The organism is Lysinibacillus mangiferihumi (assembly GCF_003049665.1).
GTDB lineage: Bacteria > Bacillota > Bacilli > Bacillales_A > Planococcaceae > Lysinibacillus > Lysinibacillus mangiferihumi.
Genome location: NZ_PYWM01000023.1, coordinates 16,562 through 39,148, shown reverse-complemented (window position 1 = coordinate 39,148; position 22,587 = coordinate 16,562). Strand labels below are relative to the sequence as shown.

Genomic DNA, 22,587 nt, shown 5'->3' with positions numbered 1-22,587 from the left:
CTCTATTAAATTAAATATTTACTAATTACTAGTTTTTGAATTTCACTTGTACCTTCGTAAATTTCTGTCACTTTAGCATCACGGAAATAACGTTCTACTGGGTAATCCTCGGTGTAACCGTAGCCACCAAAAATTTGTACGGCTTCAATCGCTGTTTGTACAGCTGTTCGAGAAGCAAAGAGTTTTGCCATTGATGCCTCTGCTCCACATGGTAAACCTTTGGCACGTAAATCAGCTGCACGATAGACAAGCAATTTTGCCGCTTCTACAGCCGTTGCCATATCGGCTAGCTTAAAGCCAACTCCTTGCTGTACGGCGATTGGTTTGCCAAATTGCACACGCTCTTTGGCATATGCAGTTGCTGCTTCAAGAGCTGCTTCAGCGATTCCTAAAGCTTGTGCCGCGATTCCTATGCGCCCCACATCCAAATTTGCCATTGCGATTTTGAAGCCCTCTCCTTCTTCCCCTAGAAGATTAGCGACTGGTATTCGACAGTTATCAAATGTTAATTGGACCGTACGTGAACCATGTAGCCCCATTTTATGCTCATCCTTGCCTATAATTAGGCCCGGCGTACCCTTTTCAACAATAAACGCTGAAATGCCACGTGTTTTAGCAGCTTGATTAGTGGAGGCAAAAACGATATAAACATCTGCTTCGCCTCCGTTTGTAATAAATACTTTTGAGCCGTTAATGACATATTCATCACCATCACGTACTGCTTTTGACTGTAAAGAGCCTGCATCCGAACCCGCACTTGGCTCTGTTAAACAAAATGCCCCTAAATATTCACCTGCTGCTAGCTTCGGAACATAGCGTTGTTTTTGCTCATCATTACCAAAATAAATAATTGGGTTTGTACCTACAGACGTATGTACTGATAATATAACACCCATTACTGCGCTCACTTTTGATAATTCATTGATTGCGATAATATACGAAGTAAAATCCATCGCAGAGCCACCTAGTTCTTCTGGGGTTGTGATGCCCATTAAACCTAATTCACCCATTTGCGTAAGCAGTTCGCGCGGAAACTCACCAGCCTCCATTCGTTCTACCCACGGTGCGATTTTCTCCTGTGAGAAATTGCGCACCATATCACGCATCATTAATTGCTCATCCGTAAATTGTAAATGCATCTATAATGTCACCCCTCTATGCTGTCACGTAGCATTACACATTAACTTACTTTTAGCAAAAGCCCTCTAAATGTAACTCCTAGCTAAAGTAAGTTAAGACCTCGATGGCTAGCACAAATTTTATTGAGCTTGCACTCCAAAATCTGAACACCATTACGCCTAGGTGTAATTATTCTGAATATCCCATCCCCATAGGACTATTCGTAAACGTAAAAGCCTCTTCCTGATTTTTTACCAAGCCAACCTGCTGCTACATATTTGCGTAATAAAGGACAAGGTCTGTACTTACTATCACCTAGGCCCTCATGTAAAATTTCCATAATAGATAAACATGTATCTAAGCCGATAAAGTCTGCTAATGTTAATGGCCCCATCGGATGATTCATGCCCAGTTTCATCACATCGTCGATCGCTTCCTTCGATGCAACTCCCTCATATAATGCATAAATTGCTTCATTAATCATCGGCAGTAAAATGCGGTTTGCAATAAAACCCGGGAAGTCATTTACTTCCACTGGTGTTTTTGCTAACTTTACAGTCATTTCTTCCACAGCTTTGTAAACCTCGTCAGCCGTCGCTAAACCTCTAATAATTTCGACAAGCTTCATCACAGGTACTGGGTTCATAAAGTGCATCCCGATTACTTGCTCTGGCCGATTTGTGACTGCTGCAATTTCTGTAATCGGCAGAGATGATGTATTTGTTGCCAGTATGGCGTGAGCAGGTGCAATTGTATCTAATTGCTTGAAAATGGATTGCTTCACTTCCATATTTTCAACTGCTGCCTCGATAATAATATCAACATCACTAGCATCCTTTAAATCTAGTGACATCTGAATGCGACTTAGAATAGCCATTTTTTCATCTGCTGTTTTACGACCCTTTTCAACATCACGTGTTAAGTTTTTTGTGATAACGCTTAATCCACGCTCAAAAAAGGATTGCTGTATGTCATTCAATAACACGTCATAGCCAGCTTGTGCACAAACTTGCGCAATCCCTGAACCCATTTGCCCTGCACCAATTACCATTACTTTTTGAATTCCCATTATTCATGTCCCCTTTGTTTTGGTACTTCAATCATTATGGCATCGCCTTGCCCGCCACCTGAACAAATTGCCGCAATACCGATTCCACCACCACGGCGTTTTAATTCATGTGCCAGTGTTAAAATAATGCGTGCACCGGATGCACCAATCGGATGACCTAGCGCTACTGCACCACCGTTGACATTTACTTTTTCTGCATCAAGATCTGCCAACTGGTTGCTAATAAGCGCTACTGCTGCAAAGGCTTCGTTGATTTCAATTAAATCGATATCAGCTAATGATTTCCCCGTCTTTTTTAGTAGGCTGTTAATCACAAGACCTGGTGTTTGCGGGAAATTTTCTGGTTCAATTGCCAGTTCTGCATGACCGATAATGACAGCAAGTGGCTCTCTACCTTCCCGTATTGCGCGGTCTTCATTCATGATGACAAGAGCACATGCGCCATCATTGACACCTGGTGCATTGCCTGCTGTTATGGAACCATCCTTTTCAAAGGCTGGCTTGAGCTTAGAGAGCACTTCCTGCGTAGTGCCAGGTCTTGGTGCTTCGTCGGTATTGACTACAAGCGGATCCCCCTTACGTTGTGCGATTTGTACAGGCACAATCTCCTCGGCAAAATAACCTTGTTCAATGGCTGCAATGGCACGTTCATGACTGCGGACAGCCCATGCATCTTGTTCTTGACGACTTAAGGAAAATTCACCTGCTGCCTTATTACCGTAGCTCCCCATAGGTGGTCTTGCCTGATTAAAGGCACAAGTTAAACCGTCATAAAGCATGCCGTCTACCATTGTTGAATCGCCCATTCGTAAACCTGTGCGACCATTTTGAAGATAATACGGTGCATTTGACATCGATTCCATACCACCAGCAATCATTACTTCTTCGTCCCCTAAACGAATTAACTGATCGGCTAATGTTACTGCGCGCATCCCCGACGCACAAACCTTATTAATCGTTTCAGTTTTGACTGCTACTGGTAATTCTGCCTTCAGTGAAGCCTGTCTTGATGGTATTTGCCCTTGCCCACCTTGTAAAACTGACCCTAAAATTACTTCACCTACTGCATCTGGCGCGATATTTGCCTTTTCCAATGCCCCTTTAATGGCGATAGCACCTAAGTCACTGGCGCTAAGCGTGGAAAGTGAACCACCAAATTTACCAAATGCCGTTCTTGCTCCTGCTAATATTACAGCTCTATTCAAGTAAAACACCCCTTTTGTTTTACGTTACTCGAAGAAGTATCAAAGCGATCATTGTTGACTGAACGCTCGCTCGACTCTTCTCGATAAAAAATGGGAGTTTTTTAATAACTCCCATTTCCAATTAATCTTATTCTACAAAACAATTAATTATTGTGCAATTTATATTTTTCAGATAAAGAAAATATTTCTACAATAATTATCATTTCTCTGCGTTTAGCTCTTCATTCTTGTCTTGCTCTTGTGAGTCAACAGATGCTACCACTTCTTCTAGCATTTCTTCTGTTAGTTCATCAACATTGTCTGCAACAGTTTTCACTTTTTCCCCAAAGACAGAGCGTTCTAGTAATTCTGCTACATCGAATGTGCTGATAGTATCTTCAACCTCTTTTGCCTTTGTACCGTCCTCTAACATCGTTAAACAGTATGGGCATCCTGAAGAAATAACTGAAGCATTCGTTGCTAACGCCTGCTCTGTTCGTGCTACATTGATGCGATTGCCAACATGCTCTTCCATCCACATTAAGCCACCACCTGCGCCACAGCACATGGCTGTTTCACGATTGCGTTCCATTTCTACCAGCTTCACACCTGGAATGCCTCGTAAAATTTCACGTGGCGCATCGTAGACATCATTGTAACGACCTAAATAACAAGAGTCGTGGAAGACAATTGTTTCCTCTACTTCATAGTTCAGTACTAAACGATTTTCTTCAATCAATTGATTTAGTAATTCCGTATGGTGATAGACTTCGCCTTTCCAACCAAAATCTTGATATTCATTTTTAAAGATATTATATGCGTGCGGATCAATTGTGACGATTTTCTTTACATCATTTTTCTCAAATTCATCAATATTGGCTGTTGCCAACTCTTGGAATAAAAATTCATTTCCTAAACGACGTGGTGTATCCCCAGAGTTTTTCTCTTTATTTCCTAGAATTGCAAACTTCACGCCTGCTTCGTTCATTAGACGGCAGAAAGCTAAAGCAATTTTTTGAGAGCGATTATCAAAAGCACCCATAGAGCCTACCCACAACAAGTACTCCATTTCCTCGCCTGATTTTTTCAGTTCCTTCACGGTTGGAATATTGATTGTTGGGTCTAAATCACGCCAGTTTTCTTTTTCTTTTCGATTTAGTCCCCACGGATTGCCTTGGCGTTCAATGTTTGTCATTGCTCGCTGTGCATCAGAGTTTACTTTTCCTTCCGTCATCGTTAAGTAGCGACGTAAGTCAATGATTTTATCGACATGCTCGTTCATAACAGGACATTGATCTTCACAGTTACGGCAAGTCGTACATGCCCAAATCTCTTCCTCTGTAATTACATCACCGATTAAAGATGGACTATAAATATCCTCAATTACTGCCCCTTCAGCACCTGCTGCCATTGCAAGCTGATTGCCCTTTGTATTTGCAAAAAATTGATAAGGCACCCACGGTTTTTGCTTTGTTACAACCGCACCCGTAAATGTTAAATGATCCCGAAGCTTGACGATTAAATCCATTGGTGAAAGCATTTTGCCAGTTCCTGTTGCTGGGCACATATTTGTACAACGGCCACATTCTACACAAGAATATAAATCTAGCATTTGTTTTTGCGTAAAGTCTTGAATACGTCCTACCCCGATAGATGGGATATCGTCTTCACTTTCAGCATTTTCTCCAGCTTCCTCAAGCGCCTCGAAGTCGATTGGCGTTAACGTACCTGTGCGATCTAAGCGGTTCATATACACATTGATTGGGCTGACAATCAAGTGGAAATGCTTCGATTGCGGTACATAAATTAAAAACGTTAATAATATTAATAAATGAGCCCACCATGCTATATAGAAAACAGTTGCTGCTGCAGACGTTGGTAAAAAACTAAAAATTGCTGCAATGCTAGAAGCAACTGGCTCTGTGTACGTTAAACCTTCGCCATGCCAGATAAGACCCATACCGTTTGCCAGCAATGTTGAAAGCATTAAGCCCCCAATAAAAATCAATACAAGACCATTTTTCCAGCCTCGTTTTAGACGTACTAGTTTTTCCACATAGCGACGATAAAATGCCCAGACAACCGCCACTAAAATCATTAATACTACTAGCTCTTGGAAGAATGTGAATACACCATAGAACATGCCAAGTGGTAAATGAGAGCCTGGTACTAACCCCTTCCAAATTAAATCGATAGCCCCTAACTGAACCATTAAGAAACCATAAAAGAACATCACGTGAATTAAACCACTTTTAGGATCCTTTAACAGCTTATTTTGACCAAACACATTCACCATTAAATAACGAATGCGTTCTTGGACACTTTCATCAAACTCAACCTTTTTCCCCAATTGCACAAATTTATAGCGTGTTTTTAACAGATAGATAAATAACCCTACTGCATAAAGCACAACCACGACTGTTAGAACAATGTTTGCAATTACTAATGGACTCATGGTTGGTCCCCCCTTTAGTTTGTCGTAAATTTTCTCTCTTTGTGTTAATATTTCTAGCTCAAACCTAAATGTATGACATTTCACCACTATATCCACATTCTAATAAATGAGTGAGCATTCAGTCAACATAAAACGAAAAAATTTCTGATAATTTTATATTCTTACATTTTATAAGAAAAAAAGCTACCCTGATTTTTACTTTCGGAGTAGCTTTTTGGCATTTAAATTTATCGTTTTATCTTACAATTACTTGTATTCATCGTCATAAATTCCGCTTAAAATATTTATTTTAAAAATGGTTCTTTTTTCGAATCGTTAGGCTCAAATCTTTTGTTTATTTGCTGTTATGCGTTGCTGCCTTCTTCTCTACTTAAGTTATTTTTTAAAGACATTGCCACTGCGAATATATTCAATATCAGGTAAGTTTAAACGCGCATTCACAACACGTGCTGCGGCAAATAAATAATCTGATAAACGATTTAAATATTTTTGTACAATAGTCGGTACATCTTCAATTTCTTTCATTAGTGTTACCATTTGGCGCTCTGCTCGGCGTGCAACTGTACGTGCGATGTGTAATGTTGCAGCGGCCGGCGCTCCACCAGGTAAGATAAATTTCTCTAATGGTGGCGCTTCGTCAGACAATGCATCAATACGCGCCTCTAGTACTTCAATCGGTGCTTCCGTTAACTTATAATGACGTTCCTTCATAACATTTGCTAAATCACCGCCTGCATCAAAAAGCTCATGTTGAATCGTTTCTAAATCCACTAAAATATCTTTAAATAACGCGCGATCTAATTCACTAACAGCCTTGCCAATAAATGAATTTAATTCATCAATTGCCCCATATGTTTCCACACGTAGACTATCTTTGTCAACACGCCCACCAATTAAGCTTGTTTTCCCTGTATCGCCTGTTTTTGTGTAAAGTTTCATCCTGTTCCACTCCTATGCTTTATTTTTATAATTTTGAATTGCTTGCACCGTCGTCTCATAAACACCTTTACCAATAATCTTACCAACAGCCGTAATCGGTCCACCATAGCGCATTTCCTCACCCTTTTGCGTTGCCGCAATAAGCAAACTATCCGTCGCAGTACCAGTCGCAATCGTATCAGTTAAATAATCCCGAATGTTTTCTGATTGTAAAGCCTTTGTTTTAGCTTCATTTGCAGTCATCAATGCTTGAAAAAATGCCTCTTCCGATAAACAGCCATTGATGACAACCCACGTATTGATAGTACCAATATATGGCGTATCCTGCCGTTCGTGTGTACGAGAGACATCTACAGCATTGCCAACACCTGCTGTTACCACAACAAACACACTCCCAAACTCAGTGCTATATTCATTAAGTGCAAACAGTTGTGTAGGAACAGCCGTTAACATAACAACTGTGCTTGTCGGTGAAAAATGCTCCCTTTGTAAAAAGTCCGCAACTTCTTGTTTAACATCACTAATCACATAATCTCCTGGCACTGAACGATTTAATAGACAGTCATACCATCCTATACCAGGATTATGAACAGCCGAAGAAACGGTTTTTAAAGGAATCGTTGATTTCAGTTGAATATAATCTGGCGTTACACGAAAATCTTCTTTTACGATGTCAGCTCGTTGCTGATATTCATTGGTTGATGGCATAATTGTAATTTGCGGTTTCGGTATTTCAGGGTGGGCATAGGTTGTTACCCGTGCCTGATATACATCCTCAATTTGTGAAGCTATTAACACCTTATGTGGTACACCTAAAGCACGCACAGAACCGCTCTCCATTAACAATAATTCATCACAATAAAGAGAGGCTAAATTCATGTCATGTAGCACCATAATAACTGTTAAACCGCACTCGATTGCTTCCTTACGCACCATATCCAATAGTTGACGTTGATGGGCAATATCTAAGTGATTGGTCGGCTCATCTAGCAATAATACTTCTGCTGTTTGCGCCAAAGCTTGCGCTACAAAAACCCGTTGTTGCTCGCCGCCCGATAGAAATTCCATCGATGTATGCTCATAGCGTGCTACACCTGTTTGGTCCATGGCATATTGAACAGCTCGTTCATCCTGCTCTGACCAATTGGAAAAAAAGCCAGTTTGATGCGGATAACGACCGAGCGATACCGCTTCCCGCACGGTATTTGAAAATGCATTGGCATGTAATTGTGGTAAGACGGCCATCTTTTTCGCCAGCGCGCGCGGACTATAGTGTTTAATATTTTTGCCATCCAAAAAAACCGTTCCTGCTGTTGCAGGCAATAGGCCACTAATGACTTTCAATAATGTCGATTTGCCACTACCATTCGGTCCTAAAATGCCAAGGATTTTCCCCTTTTCAACGGTAAAACTAACATCTTTGACGATAGGTACGTCCTCATAGCCACCCGATAGGTGTTCAACGATAATCATACACGTACCCCCTTGCTTCTACGTTGCTTATAGAAAATATAAGAAAAGACCGGAGCACCAATAAATGCAGTAATAACGCCTATCGGTAATTCCCGTGGGATAATGATCGTCCGCGCCACTAAATCACAAATAATTAGCAATGTTGCGCCATTGATAAATGATAACGGCAATAGATGACGGTGATCCGAACCCCAAATCATGCGTGTCATATGTGGCACAACTAAACCGACAAAACCAATTGTGCCAGAAACTGCAACGGCCGCACCAGTCAGCATGGAGCCCCCTACTAAAATTAAATATTTACTGCGCTTTACATTGACACCTAAATGCTTCGCACGTTCTTCTCCGTATAATAGAACATTGAGCTCCCGTCTTTGCGTCCACAGAATAGCAGAACCTATGACAACAAATGGCGTAATCATTTGCACATAGGGCCAGCCCCGCATCGAAACTGAACCAAGCAACCAGCCTATCACTTGGCGGAGTTCTTCTCCTGATAATGCAATCATTAAGGATATAAGAGATCCTAAAAAAGAACTAAAAATAACACCTGTTAAAATAAGTGTTTCCATTTTCAGTGCACGGTCGACTATTCTAGCAAAGCTCATGACAGCTACCATTGTTAATACCGCACCCACCATACTAAGCGTTGGTAATGCATACAGCCCGACAACCGGTATCGAGATACCAAAAAATAATGTCACCACAGCACCTACTGACGCTCCCGAAGATACACCTAGTGTATAAGGATCTGCCAATGGATTCTTTAATAATCCTTGGAAGGCTGCCCCTGCAATCGCCAACGATGCGCCAACAAGTCCTGCCAGCAATACGCGTGGCAACCTAATTTTCCATAAAATATTAGCGGCTGTTTCATCTGCCGCCCTATTCCAAAATACTTCAAATGGAATATGAACCGAGCCTATTGATACGCCACACCAGATGCTAACAAGAAGTAACGTAATGGCTGTAATATAGGCTAAAAATGCTCTACTCACTCGAAAGCCTCTGGATAGACGGCTTTCGCTAACTCTTCAAGCCCATCTGCTAAACGCGGACCTTGACGACTTGTTAAATTTTCATCTACTTGTACAATTGCTTTATTTTTTACAGCTGTAATGGTATCAAAGCCTGCACGTTGTGGAATTTTCGTTAAAATATTTGGCACATAATCGTATGTGACAACGATGACATCTGGATTTTTTGTAATAATTTGCTCTGCATCAATTTTGAACCAACCAGTTGTATAGGCTGCAATATTTTCAGCATGAATCATATCTAGCATTTCCTGCATAAATGTATCCTTACCAGGTGTGTGGATTTCAGGCTCATCTGACGTTTCGACAAAGACTTTCTTTGGTTCCACATCTTGCAATTTCGCTTGGATTTCTTCCACTTTGGCTTTCATATTAGCAATAATTTTTTGTGCCTCCGGTAACTTACCAGTTGCGCGTCCTAATTGCTCAATCGTCGTATAAGTTTCATTAAAATCGCTTGCATTCGCCACTACAAATACCTTTACACCTGCTGCCTCAAGCTGCTCCATCGCTCCATCTAAAGAAGCCATTCCTGATTCATGAGCAAACACAATATCTGGCTGTAAGGCGATAATTTGTTCAATATTGAACTCCATACTGCCGACTTTTTCTTTTTTAGCTGCCTCCGGTGGATAATCATCATAATCATTGACGCCGACAATTTCGTCATCTAGGCCAAGCCCAAATAATATTTCTGTATTACTCGGAATAAGAGAAACAATTTTTTCAGGCGGTGCTTCTAGCACGATATCTTTGCCAGTAGCATCTTTTATTGTCACTGGAAATGTTGCTTCTTCTTGTTTGGTTACTTGTTGCTCCTGCTGCTCTGATGCAGATTGCTCGTTTTTCGGTTGTGTTCCACATGCTGCAAGTAAACCCATTGCCAAAAATGCTGATAATCCTATCTTCCAATACTTTTTCATTGTGAATCCTCCTTAGATTGTATGTGCATTTTTTAGCTCTGTTAACTTGATTGATCGATAGTATGTTGATTGTCATTATTAAATATGGGGATTGCTCACCTTTATTTTCAATGGTTATCGATAGTCGCCTTACAAAACATAAAAAAAGCCCTCGTCCATTTAACGAGAGGCGGGCTTGCACAAAAAAACCACCATCCTATCCTCGTAGGCTGAAATGTAATGTTCTATAAAGGCAGGTCTCCTGGCTCGTGCTCCAAATGCTTTTTCATGCCTTCCCAAAATAACTTTCAGTGGCATCCATTGAAAAAACTCACACTTACAGTGGCGGGACCGCATCGGAATTACACCGATTTCCCTTTTCACTTTACTTAAGTAAAGAACCTTTATAATATTCAGTTGATTTTATTATACATGAAAATAGAAATAGGAGTGCCAGTCACTCAAACAATTCTCAAACAATTTCGTTCGTAAAAACAAAAAAACCCCGACATGCAATTGTGTCGGGGTGATAAGCATTTACATTACATTTTTTCTGGTGCAGATACGCCAATTAGACGTAGTGCGTTGGCAATCGTTGTACGAACAGCTGTAATCAGTGCTAAACGCGCTTCTGTTAGCTCTTTATTTGAGGCATCTAACACTTTTTCAGCGTTATAGAAGCTATGGAATGCAGCTGCTGTTTCTTGAATATAGTTAGCGATACGGTGTGGTGTACGGTGTTTTGCAGCATCCGCCACTACTTTCGGGAAATCACCAATTTTTTTCAATAAATCAATCTCTTTTTCAGCAGTTAACAGGCTTAAATTTGCTGTTGAAGTAGCAAAGCCTTGTTCCGTCGCTGAACGTAAAATAGAAGAAATACGCGCATGTGCATATTGTGCATAGTACACTGGGTTTTCATTTGATTGTGAAACCGCTAAGTCAAGGTCAAAGTCCATATGTGAATCACCAGCAGTTTTCACAAAGAAGTAACGCACAGCATCTAGACCAACCTCTTCCACAAGCTCACGCATCGTTACAGCATTCCCTGTACGTTTGGACATTTTGAATTTCTCGCCGTTTTTGTATAACTGCACCATTTGGATAATTTCCACTTCTAGTGTGTCACGGTCATAGCCAAGTGCTTGAATAGCCGCTTTCATACGTGGAATATAGCCGTGGTGGTCTGCTCCCCAAATGTTAATTAGTTTATCGAATCCACGAACAATTTTATCCTCATGGTAAGCGATATCTGGTGTCAGATATGTGAAAGAGCCATCGTTTTTAATTAGGACACGGTCTTTATCGTCACCGAATGTTGTTGAACGGAACCAAGTCGCACCGTCCTCTTCAAATACATGACCATTCGCTTTTAATTTATCTAATGCTACTTCGATTTTGCCGTTGTCATATAATGATGTTTCAGAATACCACACATCAAAATTCACGCGGAAGTTCGCTAAGTCTGTTTTTAATTTATCTAATTCTAAAGCAAGACCATGTTGACGGAAAAATGCAAAACGTTCTTCATCCGGTTTTGATAAAATCGAATCGCCATGCTCGCTCGCTAATTTACCTGCAATGTCGATAATATCTTGACCATGATAGCCATCTTCAGGCATATCAGCAGCAAGGCCTAATGCTTGCTTATAGCGCGCTTCCAGTGAATAAGCCAAGTTATTAATTTGATTACCAGCATCGTTAATATAGTACTCACGAGATACTGCATAACCAGCCATATCTAAAACATTACACAATGAATCCCCTACAGATGCTCCACGTGCATGACCTAAGTGTAGGTCGCCAGTTGGATTTGCTGAAACGAATTCAACTTGCACTTTTTCACCAGCTCCTGCGTTAGAGCGACCATAATCAGCACCTTGTTCAAGGATAGCTATTACAACACCTGTTAAGAAATCTTTACGAACCGTTATATTCATAAAACCAGGACCTGCGATGTCGATTTTTTCGATATCAGTTCCTGCTGTTTCAAGGTTTTCTAAAATTGCCTCTGCAATTGCACGCGGTGGCTTTTTCGCTAATTTCGTTAATTGCATGGCAATATTTGTTGCATAATCACCGTTTGCTTTATCTTTAGGTGTTTCAAGGTGTATCGTTAACTCTGTGCCAGCTTCGACTAAGCCTGCTTTGTCAACAGCCTGCGCAATTGCCGTTTTAATGGCTTGTTGTACTTGTTCTACTGCGTTCATCATTGTACCTCCGTAAATGTAATGTCTAATGTATAATTGCCAACGCTTTGTCCACCCATTAATAAATCGTATTGCACATGAAAATCTCCGCGCATTTCATGTCTAGTAAATAGCATGTTTTTCGTTTGTGTTACGAGTGGCATCGAACCAAATTCACTTTCATAATGGCCAATTTGTTGTTCAAAAATATTGAGTGGTAAGCGCATTTTGACTGCTCCAGCGCGCATAATAAGTGCCCGTTCTGTGTCTAACTTCATCGTCGTGCGGATCGTTTTGTCATCCTGCATCTCTTCATATTTTAAATATAGGGAATCAGCTTTATTGATTAGCTGCCCATCCAACCACATTTCCAAGGTTTCGGACTCCCCATCAATCGGACGAATCGTCGAAATGAGCTTAATGTTCACCTGCGATTTTACTTCGTTCACCTTCATGGACGCTCCCTTTTATTCTTTTTACTATAACCTTTTTATTATAGGATAAATGTCCGCTTTTTTTCAAGATACAAGTGCGTATTGTTTTCAAGCGTTGGCAAAAGAAAGTGAAAAGATTTACTATTATCTATATATGTTCGAGAAAGGAACTACTATTAATAGATGTTACTTCATATTTATGTCAGCTTTTGTATTACCTTTACTTTAATTATTTTAACGTATTGGCCATTTACTCATCCGACTCGAAGAAAATCATTTATCAAAGATTTTAAACCAATTTTAGTCGGCATTATTTTTGGTATGACAGGCCTTGTATTAAGTGCTATATCGTTACGTTTTTTACAAGGGACGCTTATAAACATTCATATTGTACCGCTACTATACAGTGGGCTGATTGGTGGTCCGTGGTCAATTATTATAAGCGGTGCAATCATGGGGTTAGGAAGTCTCTATATCATTCCTACACAATCTTTATTGTCCATATCAAGTTTATCAAACATTAATTTAATCGTTCTTTCGATTATCCTTGCCCTTGTCGCTTGTAAAAAGCCTATTACACTTCACACTTTAACAACTTATTTTTTTAGTGTCATGGCAGAAATTATTGTAATGCTCGTACTAGCAATCTGCTTGCCACCTATACTGAAAATAGAGACCATTTTAGGATTCATTGCCTACGCTCTTTTTACATTTTTTACAATTTTCACAGTGATTAAACGTTTACAAGCGACCAGTGAAAAAGTACAGCTCATTTATCGACTTAAGGAAAAAGACTATTTAACACAGCTACCAAATAATTTGGCGATACGATCATTTGCACAAGAAATGGTACTAGAAACGGACAATTTTTCTGTACTTCATTTTGATGTCGACAATATGAAAGATATAAATATTAAGTATGGCCATTTAGCTGGTGATGGAATTATTAAGCAACTCGCTACTATTATTCATCATTATATTGAAACGAAAAACGGAATGGCCGCACGTGTTGCTGGTGAGGAGTTTTATATTATTTTAAAAGATGCTCCACCTGCTATCGCCCTCTATCATGCTGAAAAACTAAGACATGTAATTGCACATCACTCTTTTAAAATTAATGACAGGCAAACTACGCCATTGACGGTTTCTATTGGTATTAGTTCAAGTCCCGATAACGCTGTAGACTTTGATGAACTTGCCATTATCGCCACACAGGTTACTACAGAAGTGAAAGCTTTAGGTGGCAATCAAGTAGTACATGCCAACAATAGTGAATTTCATAAAGGATGCTAATGTTAGGTTCTCTATACAAGAAACTGCGAAACTTTTGCGATATTTGCAAACGTCTTGCAGTTTCTTTTTATGTGCTATGCTAGCAAACATTGACAGATATTAACTCTAGTACTACATTTATATTATTATTTCTGAATTTTCAAACTGTTCAAAGAAATGAGGTATACTTTATGCTAACGCTTGAAAAAATCCAAGCTGCCAAACTGAAAGTCGCACCTTTTATTTATGAAACACCTGTTATTCGCTTGCAAGGACTCGATAATTTATTACATTGCAACGTTTCGATAAAAGCCGAAAATATGCAAAAAACGAACTCTTTTAAATTGCGTGGGGCTCTTAACAAACTGCTGTCGATGTCAGTTGAACAATTACAACATGGCGTTGTAGCAGCTTCCTCCGGTAATCATGGCAAAGGTGTGGCTTTCGCGGCTCAACTATTAAATATTCCAGCAACCATCGTTTTACCCGATTCAGCGCCATCTGTTAAAGTCGAAGGCATACGAGCCCTTGGTGCACGCATTGTCCAATGTACGCTTGCCGAAAGACATCAAGTGACTGAAGCCCTAAGCTTAGAACATGGTTATGCCATTGTGCATCCTTATGATGATTACGATATTATGGCGGGGCAAGGGACAGTAGCATTAGAAATTTTAGAACAGTTCTCTCAGGTCAGTGCAATTGTTGTTCCTATTGGCGGTGGTGGTCTGCTAAGTGGTGTTGCGACTGCGGTAAAATCTTTAGCACCACATATTAAAATCATTGGTGTTGAACCAGCCGTCGTCCCGCGCTATTCCAAAAGTATTCAAGTTGGTAAAAGATTACTATTAGCTGAACAACAATCGTTAGCGGATGCTCTATTAACTTTACAACCTGGGGAGCGAAACTTCCCGATTGTTGAAAAATTAGTTGATGACATTGTAAGTGTAGACGAGGCTTCAATCCTTTACGGGATGAAAACATTGCTACTAGAAGGCAAAATATTAGCTGAACCCTCCTCTGCCATCGGTATAGGAGCAGCTCTTCGAGGCAATTTACCGATTACAAAAAACGACCATGTTTGCTTCCTTATTTCAGGTGGCAATATTGGGCTAAATCCATTACAACGTTTATAAGGAGGAACTTATTATGAAGAAAGTTTTGATAGAACAAGAGCCAATCGGGCATTATACACCAGGCATGATTAGTAACGGGAATTTATATATTTCGGGGCAAACTTCAGTCGATCCAGCTACAGGCAAACCTGCAACTGGTGGCATTCACGCTGAAACATTCATGGCTCTTCAAAAGATGGAAGTCATGCTTCAAGCAAGCGGGCTTACGAAGGAGGCTGTTGTTATGTGTCGCATTTATATAACATCTGCTGATTTATGGGCGGACGTAAATAACGCTTATGCACATTTTTTCGGTAGTCATAAGCCTGCCCGCGCCATTATCCCAATTAAAGAATTAAGCCATGGCTGCTTAATTGAATTAGAGGCAATTGCAGAACTTGAAGGCTAGTGCTATGTAATTAATAAGAAAAAGCATCACAACATGCTCTTTTTCGAATTTTCAAATTATTCATCGCAAAATAATTGAAATAATAGTTTTAATTATGATATTTTTTAAGTAACTCGAGTATAAGTAAATTTGTTATAACAAATTATCATTTAAAAGAATGTTTAGTAAGTATAAACAGGAGGTAATTTGTTTTGAAAAAAATAGCTTATATTTTAACTTTCTACTTATGTTTTTCAATAGTACTTACTCCTATGAGTAGTAGTATCACACTAGCAAACACTGCAACAAGTGATTTTGATTTAATAAACAACGCTACTCACATATAGGTGAACTATATGATAAAAATTGATACATTCATTGCCATCGAAACAAAAAGTCTTTATTCCCATACAATTGAACAGCTTCAACAGGAATTTACTAGCATTCAAAGTAACAATGCACTACAGATTATTGCAAAAAATCTAACGAAAAGTAAAGGTCATTTTTTACATGGTGCTATTATTGTAGAAATAGACGGTGTTCAAATTACGTCGTTGTTTGATTGGGACGATTGTGATTTAATATGGCCAGGGTTTTTAACGATGGTCATTGATTACTTGCATGATGGATTTGGTGAAACTGCTACATCATTGAATGATATTCAATGGACTTTAGAAAAAATTTTGACGAAACCAAGCACTTTGGTTGTTTTTTCCTCAAAACATGGTCGGGGGGAAATCACCAAAGGAGTTTGCAATGAATATGACTTTCTTCAAGCAGTCTTGCTTAGCGCACACCACTACCTGACGTTAAGACAACAAGATACCCGAACACACACTTTAAATGGCATGGCTGAAAAATATAATTATCTGTGCCAGGCACTGAAACAATTTTAAAATTTGATTATTAGCCAAGAACGCACACAACGTAAGACGCAACAGACCGCACGTTAGCAAGGGTTGCGACTTACGTTGAAGTGCCAGGCACTCAAACAATTAAACAATACCCATTTCTTGTCCTATTTTCTTAATTTTACTGATGACTATATCGAGCTGCTCTATTGTATGTGTAGCCATTACCGTTATACGCAACCGACTTGACCCTTTTGGCACTGTTGGTGGTCGAATCGCTGGAATAAAGACACCTTCATCCAGTAGTTTCGCAGAAAACTGCATGGCTTCATGAGAACCACCAATGATAAGAGAAATAATAGGTGTTTCCCCTTCTTTCATTACAAAACCAGATTCCTCTAATTTCAAACGTAAGTACCGCGCATTTTTCAGCAATTGCTTTCTCCGCTCGGGCTCATTCTGTATAATGGAAATTCCTTCTCGCGCTGCTTCAATCGCACTTGGCGATAAAGCTGTTTGGAAAATAAAGGATCTAGCGTTATTTAACAAATAGTTCTTAGCAATGGATGACGTCGATACAAATCCACCCTCTGCACCAATCGCTTTACTCAACGTGCCTACTGTAAAATCAATCTCATCTTTCAAACCAAAATAATCAGCGGTACCACAACCATCATTGCCAAGAACGCCTGTTGCATGCGCATCATCAATCATTATGTACGCTTTGTATTCCTTGGCTAACTCTACTATTTTTGGAAGTGGCGCAATATCACCATCCATACTAAAAACGCCATCCGTTACGATTAACTTCATTCCAGCCCCATGTGATTGCCTTAATTTCCGCTCTAAATCCACCATATCCGCATGTTCATAAACAATCGTTTTGGCTTTACTTAATCGACAACCATCTATAATACTCGCGTGATTCCAAGCATCAGAAAAGATAGTATCTCCTGCCTTCATCACACTCGAAATCACACCAACGTTCGCTAAATACCCACTGCTGAATACAATGGCCGCTTCAGTCTTTTTAAAATCTGCAATTTCAGATTCTAGCTGTTCATGAATGTCGAAGTTTCCAGTTGTAAGTCGAGAACCGCCAGCCCCTGTACCGTATTTACTAATGCCTTCAGTTGCTTTCTTTTTCAACCGACTATCTGTTGCAAGGCCTAAGTAGTTATTCGATGAAAATAGCAAAAATTTCTTACCATTCATCACTACCTCACTTTCATTTCCAGTTGAAAACAAACGTAACTTCCTTGTCAATCCTTGCTCTTCTATTACTTGTAGTTCCCTTCGAAAGCGATCATTCATTTTTAATGCCCCCTAATGAGAATAGGTTCTCTTTCTAAATAGTGTATATAGGATTCTAGCTCAACTTCATCTGACACAAAAAAAATACGTCCGCCACTTTCACAGCCTTCCCTTTTTAAAGGCGTAATTCTGACATAACCAATCTCATGATTGCTTACATAGCCAGTAACGTATTCTGGATCATCTGACCAACATAATTCTGCGATGGTATACGGAGAATTTGCCACTTTCGTTGCCAGAGCTAGCGCTTCACGAACACGCTCATTTAAACCTACATCAGCGTCTTGCCAATCGATTCGTGATACACGAACGCCTTTAAGTCCTCGATTGTCAAGCCGCAAGCCAGTTTGACTATGAAGGAGGATGGCTCCACGAAGATTTTGATTACTAGCAAGTAGATGAAAAGCAACATTTTGTGCCTGCTCGGAAACACCTACTGAGGTTAATATGCTCCTAGCTTCACTATGTGCCCTTTCAATTGAAATCTCATCAATTGTCGTAATTTCTAATGGTGGCATATACAGTATCTGATCACCCGTAAGTTTTTCAACGGTTATTTGAATAAAGTCAGCATCTCCGCGCGAATGATTCCTTGCTTTGTTCAATAACTGTTTTACAATTGGCTCTATTTGAAATTTACCCCCTATCCGTTCACCACCAGATATATGCTTTTCTCCTACTTCGAGATTTTTTTCAGCTGCACGCATTCGAATGCTATAAAACGTTTCTGACATGATGATCACCTGCTACTTTCTTATTAATTGCATGTAATATTTTCGTTATCGGATAAACACTGACAGCCGTAATGACCATCCCTGGAATCGCCAAAACTAATAGTGGCAAAAACGGAGTCCCTAACGTTAAAGCCAATCCAAGTCTAGCAACCATTGTTCCAATCGGTCCTGCCACAACTAGTACCGGAATTGAAGTTCCTAATAAAACAATGATTAGACCAACAGTCAATCGAAAAATTAATGAGATCTCCACATTTAAGATCGAGTGTATACCTAGTAAAAATAAGATTAGACTTGCAATGATTCCCGCAAGAAAATATCGCTTAAATCCAAATACCGCTGCAATTGCAACTGCAATCGGTGCTGATAATTGAAATTCAGATCCAGGAATACCTGTTGGAATCTTAAACATGCCTGTAACGATAATAAGACAAGCTAATACTGAAATCTGGGCAAGATCATATGTAGAAAACTTGCGCATCCTCCTATTCCCCCATTCTAACTTTTTTAAATTGTGTTAACCTTAATAATAATTAAGTTAACACATTTGTAGATAGGAAGGTAGATTAAAATTGATTTTCTATATTTTTTTCAAAAAAGGATAGAACTTTAACAGTGCTTCGTCAAAAAGGAAAACGCCAGAAACTTCATGAAACAAGAGGACGTTTCAAACGTCCAAGAAGGTGAAATAATGCGCGCAAAATCTAAATTAAAAGAGATTCTCGATGGGCCTGAATTATCCATTTGAAAGTGTGCTGAAATGGCTGATTTAAAGGTTAAAAAAGTGCAACGTATGTATAATGACACGACAATGCAATATCAACGAGATACGTTAGGCGCTTTATGTAAGGCACTAAATGTGAAATAAGCGATTTATTATTGGATAGAGGAATGACAAAAAAACACTCTCGGCTCATCATGCAGCTGAAAGTGTTTCTTTGGCCATATTATTATTTGATTAACTTCCAGAAGTTTGGTCCATAGTTTGAGTTCTCAATGAAAACTTCTAATTCATTAAAAGGCAAGGTTTCTCCTACTTTTAATTTATAGATTTTATTATTTATAGGGGAACCAAAAGATATATCTAATTGTTTGTCGTTAAGATTAAATAGAATAGAATGAACAGTTCCGAAATTTTCTTCGAAATTGTGCACTGTTACACCATTAGGGTATTCATTAAACATTAATTGTTGTAATTTATGCTTTGTAAAAAAATCATTACTCTCTAAGTTGTTTTTCAAAAAATTATAACGTATTTCAGATTGTTCTAATTTTCTGTCTTCTAACTTCATTATTTTTGGCATTACAGCGTGATTAGTTGCAATCAGAAATCCTGATTTTTTATTGCCCCTTTCTACGACCTTTTCTCCATCATACGTTTCTACTAAAGCTACATTACCTTTGGCATCTGACAGTAGCAAATTCATATTTGTTCCAATAGGCATATTCTCTAAATAAGTAATTCCTTCCTCAACATCTTTACAATTTTCAAGTAAAGCTCTTACTATTACCATAAACTGAAGTCCTTTTAGGATAGGCTTTTTCATTCCTGGATGTTTTCCAACTGGAATACCGCATGAGGCAAAAGCTACACAGAATCCCTCTTCATTTAAGCCTTCACTTCGACCAAAGTAAGAAACAGAGAATCCAGTATGACTGTATTTCCCTTTTACCTTAGTTGTACAAAGTCTCATATCAGATATAGCTGGTGACAAATCGTAATTTCTAAGGACATAGGTTTTACCATCACTTGTTTTAGATGGTAAAACAGCGCCTAAACTACATCCTCCTGGTTGTAGTAAAGTTTCATCAAAAAAGTTAAGACAACTAGGCTTTATATTTAATGAATCTGCAAATCCTTGTAGCTCTTCGTTTAAACCAGGAGCATATTGATCAATTAGTTGTTTCGTATCCTTATATTTTGTTTCATCTATTGATTCAGATGATAAAATGACATTCATTGCATTAGGATTCTTTTTTATTTCCTCTCCTTGCAGTCTACCAATTTCATAACTGGTGCCTTTAAGATAAGAAATAGAAGCTTGAATTGAATTCATATTTGTCACTCTCCAATTCTAATTTTTGATTAATGTATTTATTTTACAAAAGAAAGTTATTTTAAAATAGCATCTGTCAATCGTTTATCTGATTTATATTTTGCTTTGTTTGGTTGACCTTCGGCTCTAAGTATATCTAATGTATTTAAGTTTGCTACAACAGAGAAGAGCGTACCAAAATTATATTCTTTTAAATTTAAACAAACATGTCCCTTGGTTTCTGACATAATTGATTGTGCAGTGGAAAGATTCATTTTATTGACGTTTTCTTTAAGACGTATATCTAATGTTTCAAAACGTTCTTTTGATTTGCTCCAATTCCAACTTTCAGATAGTGATGTACTTTCATGGTGATTTGTACAATGAATATAATTATTTGTAGGAAGGCGGACTTGATAGTCATTAGGGGTAACTTCAACAACAGCCATATTCCCTAATGGATCTGCTAACAAGTAGTTATTAGATACGGAACTTGGAAATCTTTTTAACACTTCTATGCCTTCTTCCACAGTACAACAATTTTCTAAAATATATTTAACAGCAAAATAAAAATTCAATCCTGGCATAATTCCCTCATGAGGAACTGATGTAATTCCTACAAATTAACCATGTTGATTTATACCATCAACTTTTCCAATAAAACAATCTGAGTGACCTACATACTTATTTTTCCCTTCAAAACAAACAAGTGAGGACTCTGTAAAATTTTTTAGATTAAAGAGCATATCATAATTTCGACCAATAATAGTTTCTCTCCCGTTAAAAGCTGAGAAAATACTACATTGACCGGCCAATTCAAATACCCCTATACTTAAAAGAAAAGAACTTACTTCTTCATAAGAAGTATGACAGCCTTCTGCAAATCCTTTTATCTCTTTCACAATATTAGGATCAAATTCTGTAAGAATATGTTTGCATGACTCTCCAAATTTTAATTTTTCTTCAGATACTTTCGGAAACTGAAATCCATTTTTATAAAGAATTTCTGCATAATGCTTTCCTGCGTCATAAGCATCTCCCTTTAATCTCGGATGATACATTTTAATTCCCTCCAATATATTAGTATATAAAAAGAATAAACCCTCCAGTTGGTGGAGAGTTTACCCTGTTTTTTATATAAAACTATAAGCTAACTTTATTTCTTAATTACTGGTATACAAATTTTAGTAACAAACTCTGAAGGATGTCTGTTTAAATCTGGTTTTATATCTCTACTATTAAAATTGACAGGTACAAGACCTTCTTCATAAATTTCAATCTCTTTCTCTATCTGAGTTAGATTTTGTTCGAAGATCCAACTATTCAATTTTTTATAGCCTTCATCCAACTCCGAATAGGGGCCTTTAACAGTAATACATGCGTATATCCCACTGGATAAAGTCCTAAAGCCCTCTATTTTGTTCATATGTTGTACTGGAAGAAGCAGCTCTATATCAGCCTCTTTTTGACTAAATTCTCTTTCATGAAAGATAGCCATTAATTTCCCTGTAATCACGAGATTAAAAGCGTAAACTCGATTAAATAAATTTTTAACCAACTCATCAATAAATTGGACCTTTATTTTCTCACGAATCGTGTAAACTAGGGTCTCCTCTCGGTTTTCAATAAAGCAATCGGTTAAAAAAGGCCCTGGGATTATAGGAACTTCTTTATCTATTTGCATGTTTAATCGTTTCAATTCTTCTATTTGTTCGGAGATTTGTTCTTGTCGTTCCTCAAGTTCATCAATTTTATCTGCTAATATACTTTTTAGTTGTACTTGTTCAGTGCTATTAATAAATTCCTTAATTGTAGTTAAAGAAAATTGACAGCTCTTTAGAAGCATAATTTTTTTCATGATTTGAATTTTGTCATAGTCATAATACCGATAGTTTGTTATAGGATCTATGTACGAAGGTTTTAGTAATCCAATGTCGCTATAATAGCGTATTGTTTTAACAGGAATATTACATATTTTAGAAAATCCACCTATGGAATACATTGCATTCTCCCTTTACAATTACAAAATTTTTATTTATTTAGTTTGTGATAAATCGAAGTCTTCGTCAGAGAAGGAAT

22 protein-coding genes and 1 riboswitch are annotated in these 22,587 nt (G+C 38.5%); of the genes, 5 read left to right on the top strand and 17 right to left on the bottom strand.

Annotation, left to right across the window (positions count from 1 at the left end; all coding sequences use genetic code 11):
- Positions 1-5: 5 nt before the first annotated feature.
- The 10 genes from C9J37_RS19370 to C9J37_RS19325 all read right to left on the bottom strand — a co-directional run bounded on the left by C9J37_RS19370 (position 6) and on the right by C9J37_RS19325 (position 12,816).
- The gene (locus tag C9J37_RS19370) at positions 6-1,139 is read right to left on the bottom strand and encodes an acyl-CoA dehydrogenase (RefSeq protein WP_107896688.1); all 1,134 of its coding nucleotides are present in this window, start codon (positions 1,137-1,139) and stop codon (positions 6-8) included.
- A 197-nt stretch (positions 1,140-1,336) separates the two neighbouring features.
- The gene (locus C9J37_RS19365) at positions 1,337-2,188 is read right to left on the bottom strand and encodes a 3-hydroxybutyryl-CoA dehydrogenase (RefSeq protein ID WP_024362872.1); all 852 of its coding nucleotides are present in this window, start codon (positions 2,186-2,188) and stop codon (positions 1,337-1,339) included.
- A complete protein-coding gene (locus C9J37_RS19360; protein ID WP_025218577.1) occupies positions 2,188-3,393 on the bottom strand; it encodes an acetyl-CoA C-acetyltransferase in 1,206 nt (401 codons plus the stop codon). Before C9J37_RS19360 ends, C9J37_RS19365 begins: the two co-directional genes overlap by 1 nt.
- A 199-nt stretch (positions 3,394-3,592) precedes the next feature.
- Positions 3,593-5,827, bottom strand: coding sequence for a heterodisulfide reductase-related iron-sulfur binding cluster (locus tag C9J37_RS19355; protein ID WP_107896687.1), 2,235 nt, complete (start codon positions 5,825-5,827; stop codon positions 3,593-3,595).
- A gap of 375 nt (positions 5,828-6,202) precedes the next feature.
- Positions 6,203-6,766: a cob(I)yrinic acid a,c-diamide adenosyltransferase gene (locus tag C9J37_RS19350; protein WP_024362869.1), complete on the bottom strand. Its 564-nt coding sequence runs from the start codon at positions 6,764-6,766 to the stop codon at positions 6,203-6,205.
- A gap of 12 nt (positions 6,767-6,778) precedes the next feature.
- Positions 6,779-8,239, bottom strand: a complete 1,461-nt coding sequence (locus C9J37_RS19345; RefSeq protein ID WP_107896686.1) for a bifunctional ABC transporter ATP-binding protein/adenosylcobinamide amidohydrolase — start codon at positions 8,237-8,239, stop codon at positions 6,779-6,781.
- Complete coding sequence (locus C9J37_RS19340; protein ID WP_107896685.1) at positions 8,236-9,237, bottom strand: FecCD family ABC transporter permease; 1,002 nt, start codon at positions 9,235-9,237, stop codon at positions 8,236-8,238. Before C9J37_RS19340 ends, C9J37_RS19345 begins: the two co-directional genes overlap by 4 nt.
- Positions 9,234-10,199 carry an ABC transporter substrate-binding protein gene (locus tag C9J37_RS19335; RefSeq protein ID WP_107896684.1) on the bottom strand — a complete coding sequence of 322 codons (966 nt, stop codon included), beginning with the start codon at positions 10,197-10,199 and terminating at the stop codon, positions 9,234-9,236. The genes C9J37_RS19340 and C9J37_RS19335 overlap by 4 nt, the downstream gene beginning before the upstream one ends.
- 214 nt (positions 10,200-10,413) lie before the next feature.
- A riboswitch (cobalamin riboswitch) is annotated at positions 10,414-10,599 on the bottom strand.
- Between the two features lie 121 nt (positions 10,600-10,720).
- Positions 10,721-12,388 (bottom strand): arginine--tRNA ligase, encoded by a 1,668-nt coding sequence (argS, locus tag C9J37_RS19330; RefSeq protein ID WP_107896683.1) that lies wholly within the window; start codon positions 12,386-12,388, stop codon positions 10,721-10,723.
- Positions 12,388-12,816, bottom strand: coding sequence for a YwiB family protein (locus C9J37_RS19325; protein WP_235617178.1), 429 nt, complete (start codon positions 12,814-12,816; stop codon positions 12,388-12,390). Before C9J37_RS19325 ends, argS begins: the two co-directional genes overlap by 1 nt.
- A gap of 168 nt (positions 12,817-12,984) precedes the next feature.
- Between C9J37_RS19325 and C9J37_RS19320 the strand changes: the two genes are divergently transcribed.
- From C9J37_RS19320 to C9J37_RS19305, 4 genes are all read left to right on the top strand, one after another.
- A complete protein-coding gene (locus C9J37_RS19320; RefSeq protein ID WP_107896681.1) occupies positions 12,985-14,094 on the top strand; it encodes a GGDEF domain-containing protein in 1,110 nt (369 codons plus the stop codon).
- A gap of 170 nt (positions 14,095-14,264) precedes the next feature.
- A complete protein-coding gene (locus C9J37_RS19315) occupies positions 14,265-15,206 on the top strand; it encodes a threonine ammonia-lyase (protein WP_107896680.1) in 942 nt (313 codons plus the stop codon).
- A 13-nt stretch (positions 15,207-15,219) separates the two neighbouring features.
- On the top strand, positions 15,220-15,594 hold the full coding sequence (locus C9J37_RS19310) for a RidA family protein (RefSeq protein ID WP_107896679.1): 375 nt from the start codon (positions 15,220-15,222) through the stop codon (positions 15,592-15,594).
- A 335-nt stretch (positions 15,595-15,929) separates the two neighbouring features.
- On the top strand, positions 15,930-16,469 hold the full coding sequence (locus C9J37_RS19305) for a hypothetical protein (protein ID WP_107896678.1): 540 nt from the start codon (positions 15,930-15,932) through the stop codon (positions 16,467-16,469).
- 99 nt (positions 16,470-16,568) lie between these two features.
- On the opposite strand, the gene bioF is transcribed toward C9J37_RS19305, so the two are convergent.
- From bioF to C9J37_RS19290, 3 genes are read right to left on the bottom strand one after another with little or no spacing between them, the layout of a single operon-like run.
- Positions 16,569-17,738 (bottom strand): 8-amino-7-oxononanoate synthase, encoded by a 1,170-nt coding sequence (gene bioF, locus C9J37_RS19300; RefSeq protein WP_107896677.1) that lies wholly within the window; start codon positions 17,736-17,738, stop codon positions 16,569-16,571.
- A 2-nt stretch (positions 17,739-17,740) separates the two neighbouring features.
- Complete coding sequence (gene bioW, locus C9J37_RS19295; protein WP_107896676.1) at positions 17,741-18,472, bottom strand: 6-carboxyhexanoate--CoA ligase; 732 nt, start codon at positions 18,470-18,472, stop codon at positions 17,741-17,743.
- Positions 18,453-18,953 carry a hypothetical protein gene (locus C9J37_RS19290; protein WP_107896675.1) on the bottom strand — a complete coding sequence of 167 codons (501 nt, stop codon included), beginning with the start codon at positions 18,951-18,953 and terminating at the stop codon, positions 18,453-18,455. The genes bioW and C9J37_RS19290 overlap by 20 nt, the downstream gene beginning before the upstream one ends.
- Before the next feature lie 279 nt (positions 18,954-19,232).
- Between C9J37_RS19290 and C9J37_RS29070 the strand changes: the two genes are divergently transcribed.
- Positions 19,233-19,340 carry a helix-turn-helix domain-containing protein gene (locus tag C9J37_RS29070; RefSeq protein WP_235617177.1) on the top strand — a complete coding sequence of 36 codons (108 nt, stop codon included), beginning with the start codon at positions 19,233-19,235 and terminating at the stop codon, positions 19,338-19,340.
- An 82-nt stretch (positions 19,341-19,422) separates the two neighbouring features.
- Here C9J37_RS29070 and C9J37_RS19280 read toward each other — a convergent pair whose 3' ends face one another.
- The 4 genes from C9J37_RS19280 to C9J37_RS19270 all read right to left on the bottom strand — a co-directional run bounded on the left by C9J37_RS19280 (position 19,423) and on the right by C9J37_RS19270 (position 22,510).
- The gene (locus tag C9J37_RS19280) at positions 19,423-20,529 is read right to left on the bottom strand and encodes a choloylglycine hydrolase family protein (RefSeq protein WP_107896674.1); all 1,107 of its coding nucleotides are present in this window, start codon (positions 20,527-20,529) and stop codon (positions 19,423-19,425) included.
- A 56-nt stretch (positions 20,530-20,585) separates the two neighbouring features.
- Positions 20,586-21,122: a choloylglycine hydrolase family protein gene (locus C9J37_RS29065; protein ID WP_327440787.1), complete on the bottom strand. Its 537-nt coding sequence runs from the start codon at positions 21,120-21,122 to the stop codon at positions 20,586-20,588.
- 9 nt (positions 21,123-21,131) lie between these two features.
- On the bottom strand, positions 21,132-21,569 hold the full coding sequence (locus C9J37_RS29060) for a C45 family peptidase (protein ID WP_235617175.1): 438 nt from the start codon (positions 21,567-21,569) through the stop codon (positions 21,132-21,134).
- Positions 21,570-21,664: 95 nt separating this feature from the next.
- Positions 21,665-22,510, bottom strand: coding sequence for a MerR family transcriptional regulator (locus C9J37_RS19270; protein WP_107896673.1), 846 nt, complete (start codon positions 22,508-22,510; stop codon positions 21,665-21,667).
- Between the last annotated feature and the right edge of the window lie 77 nt (positions 22,511-22,587).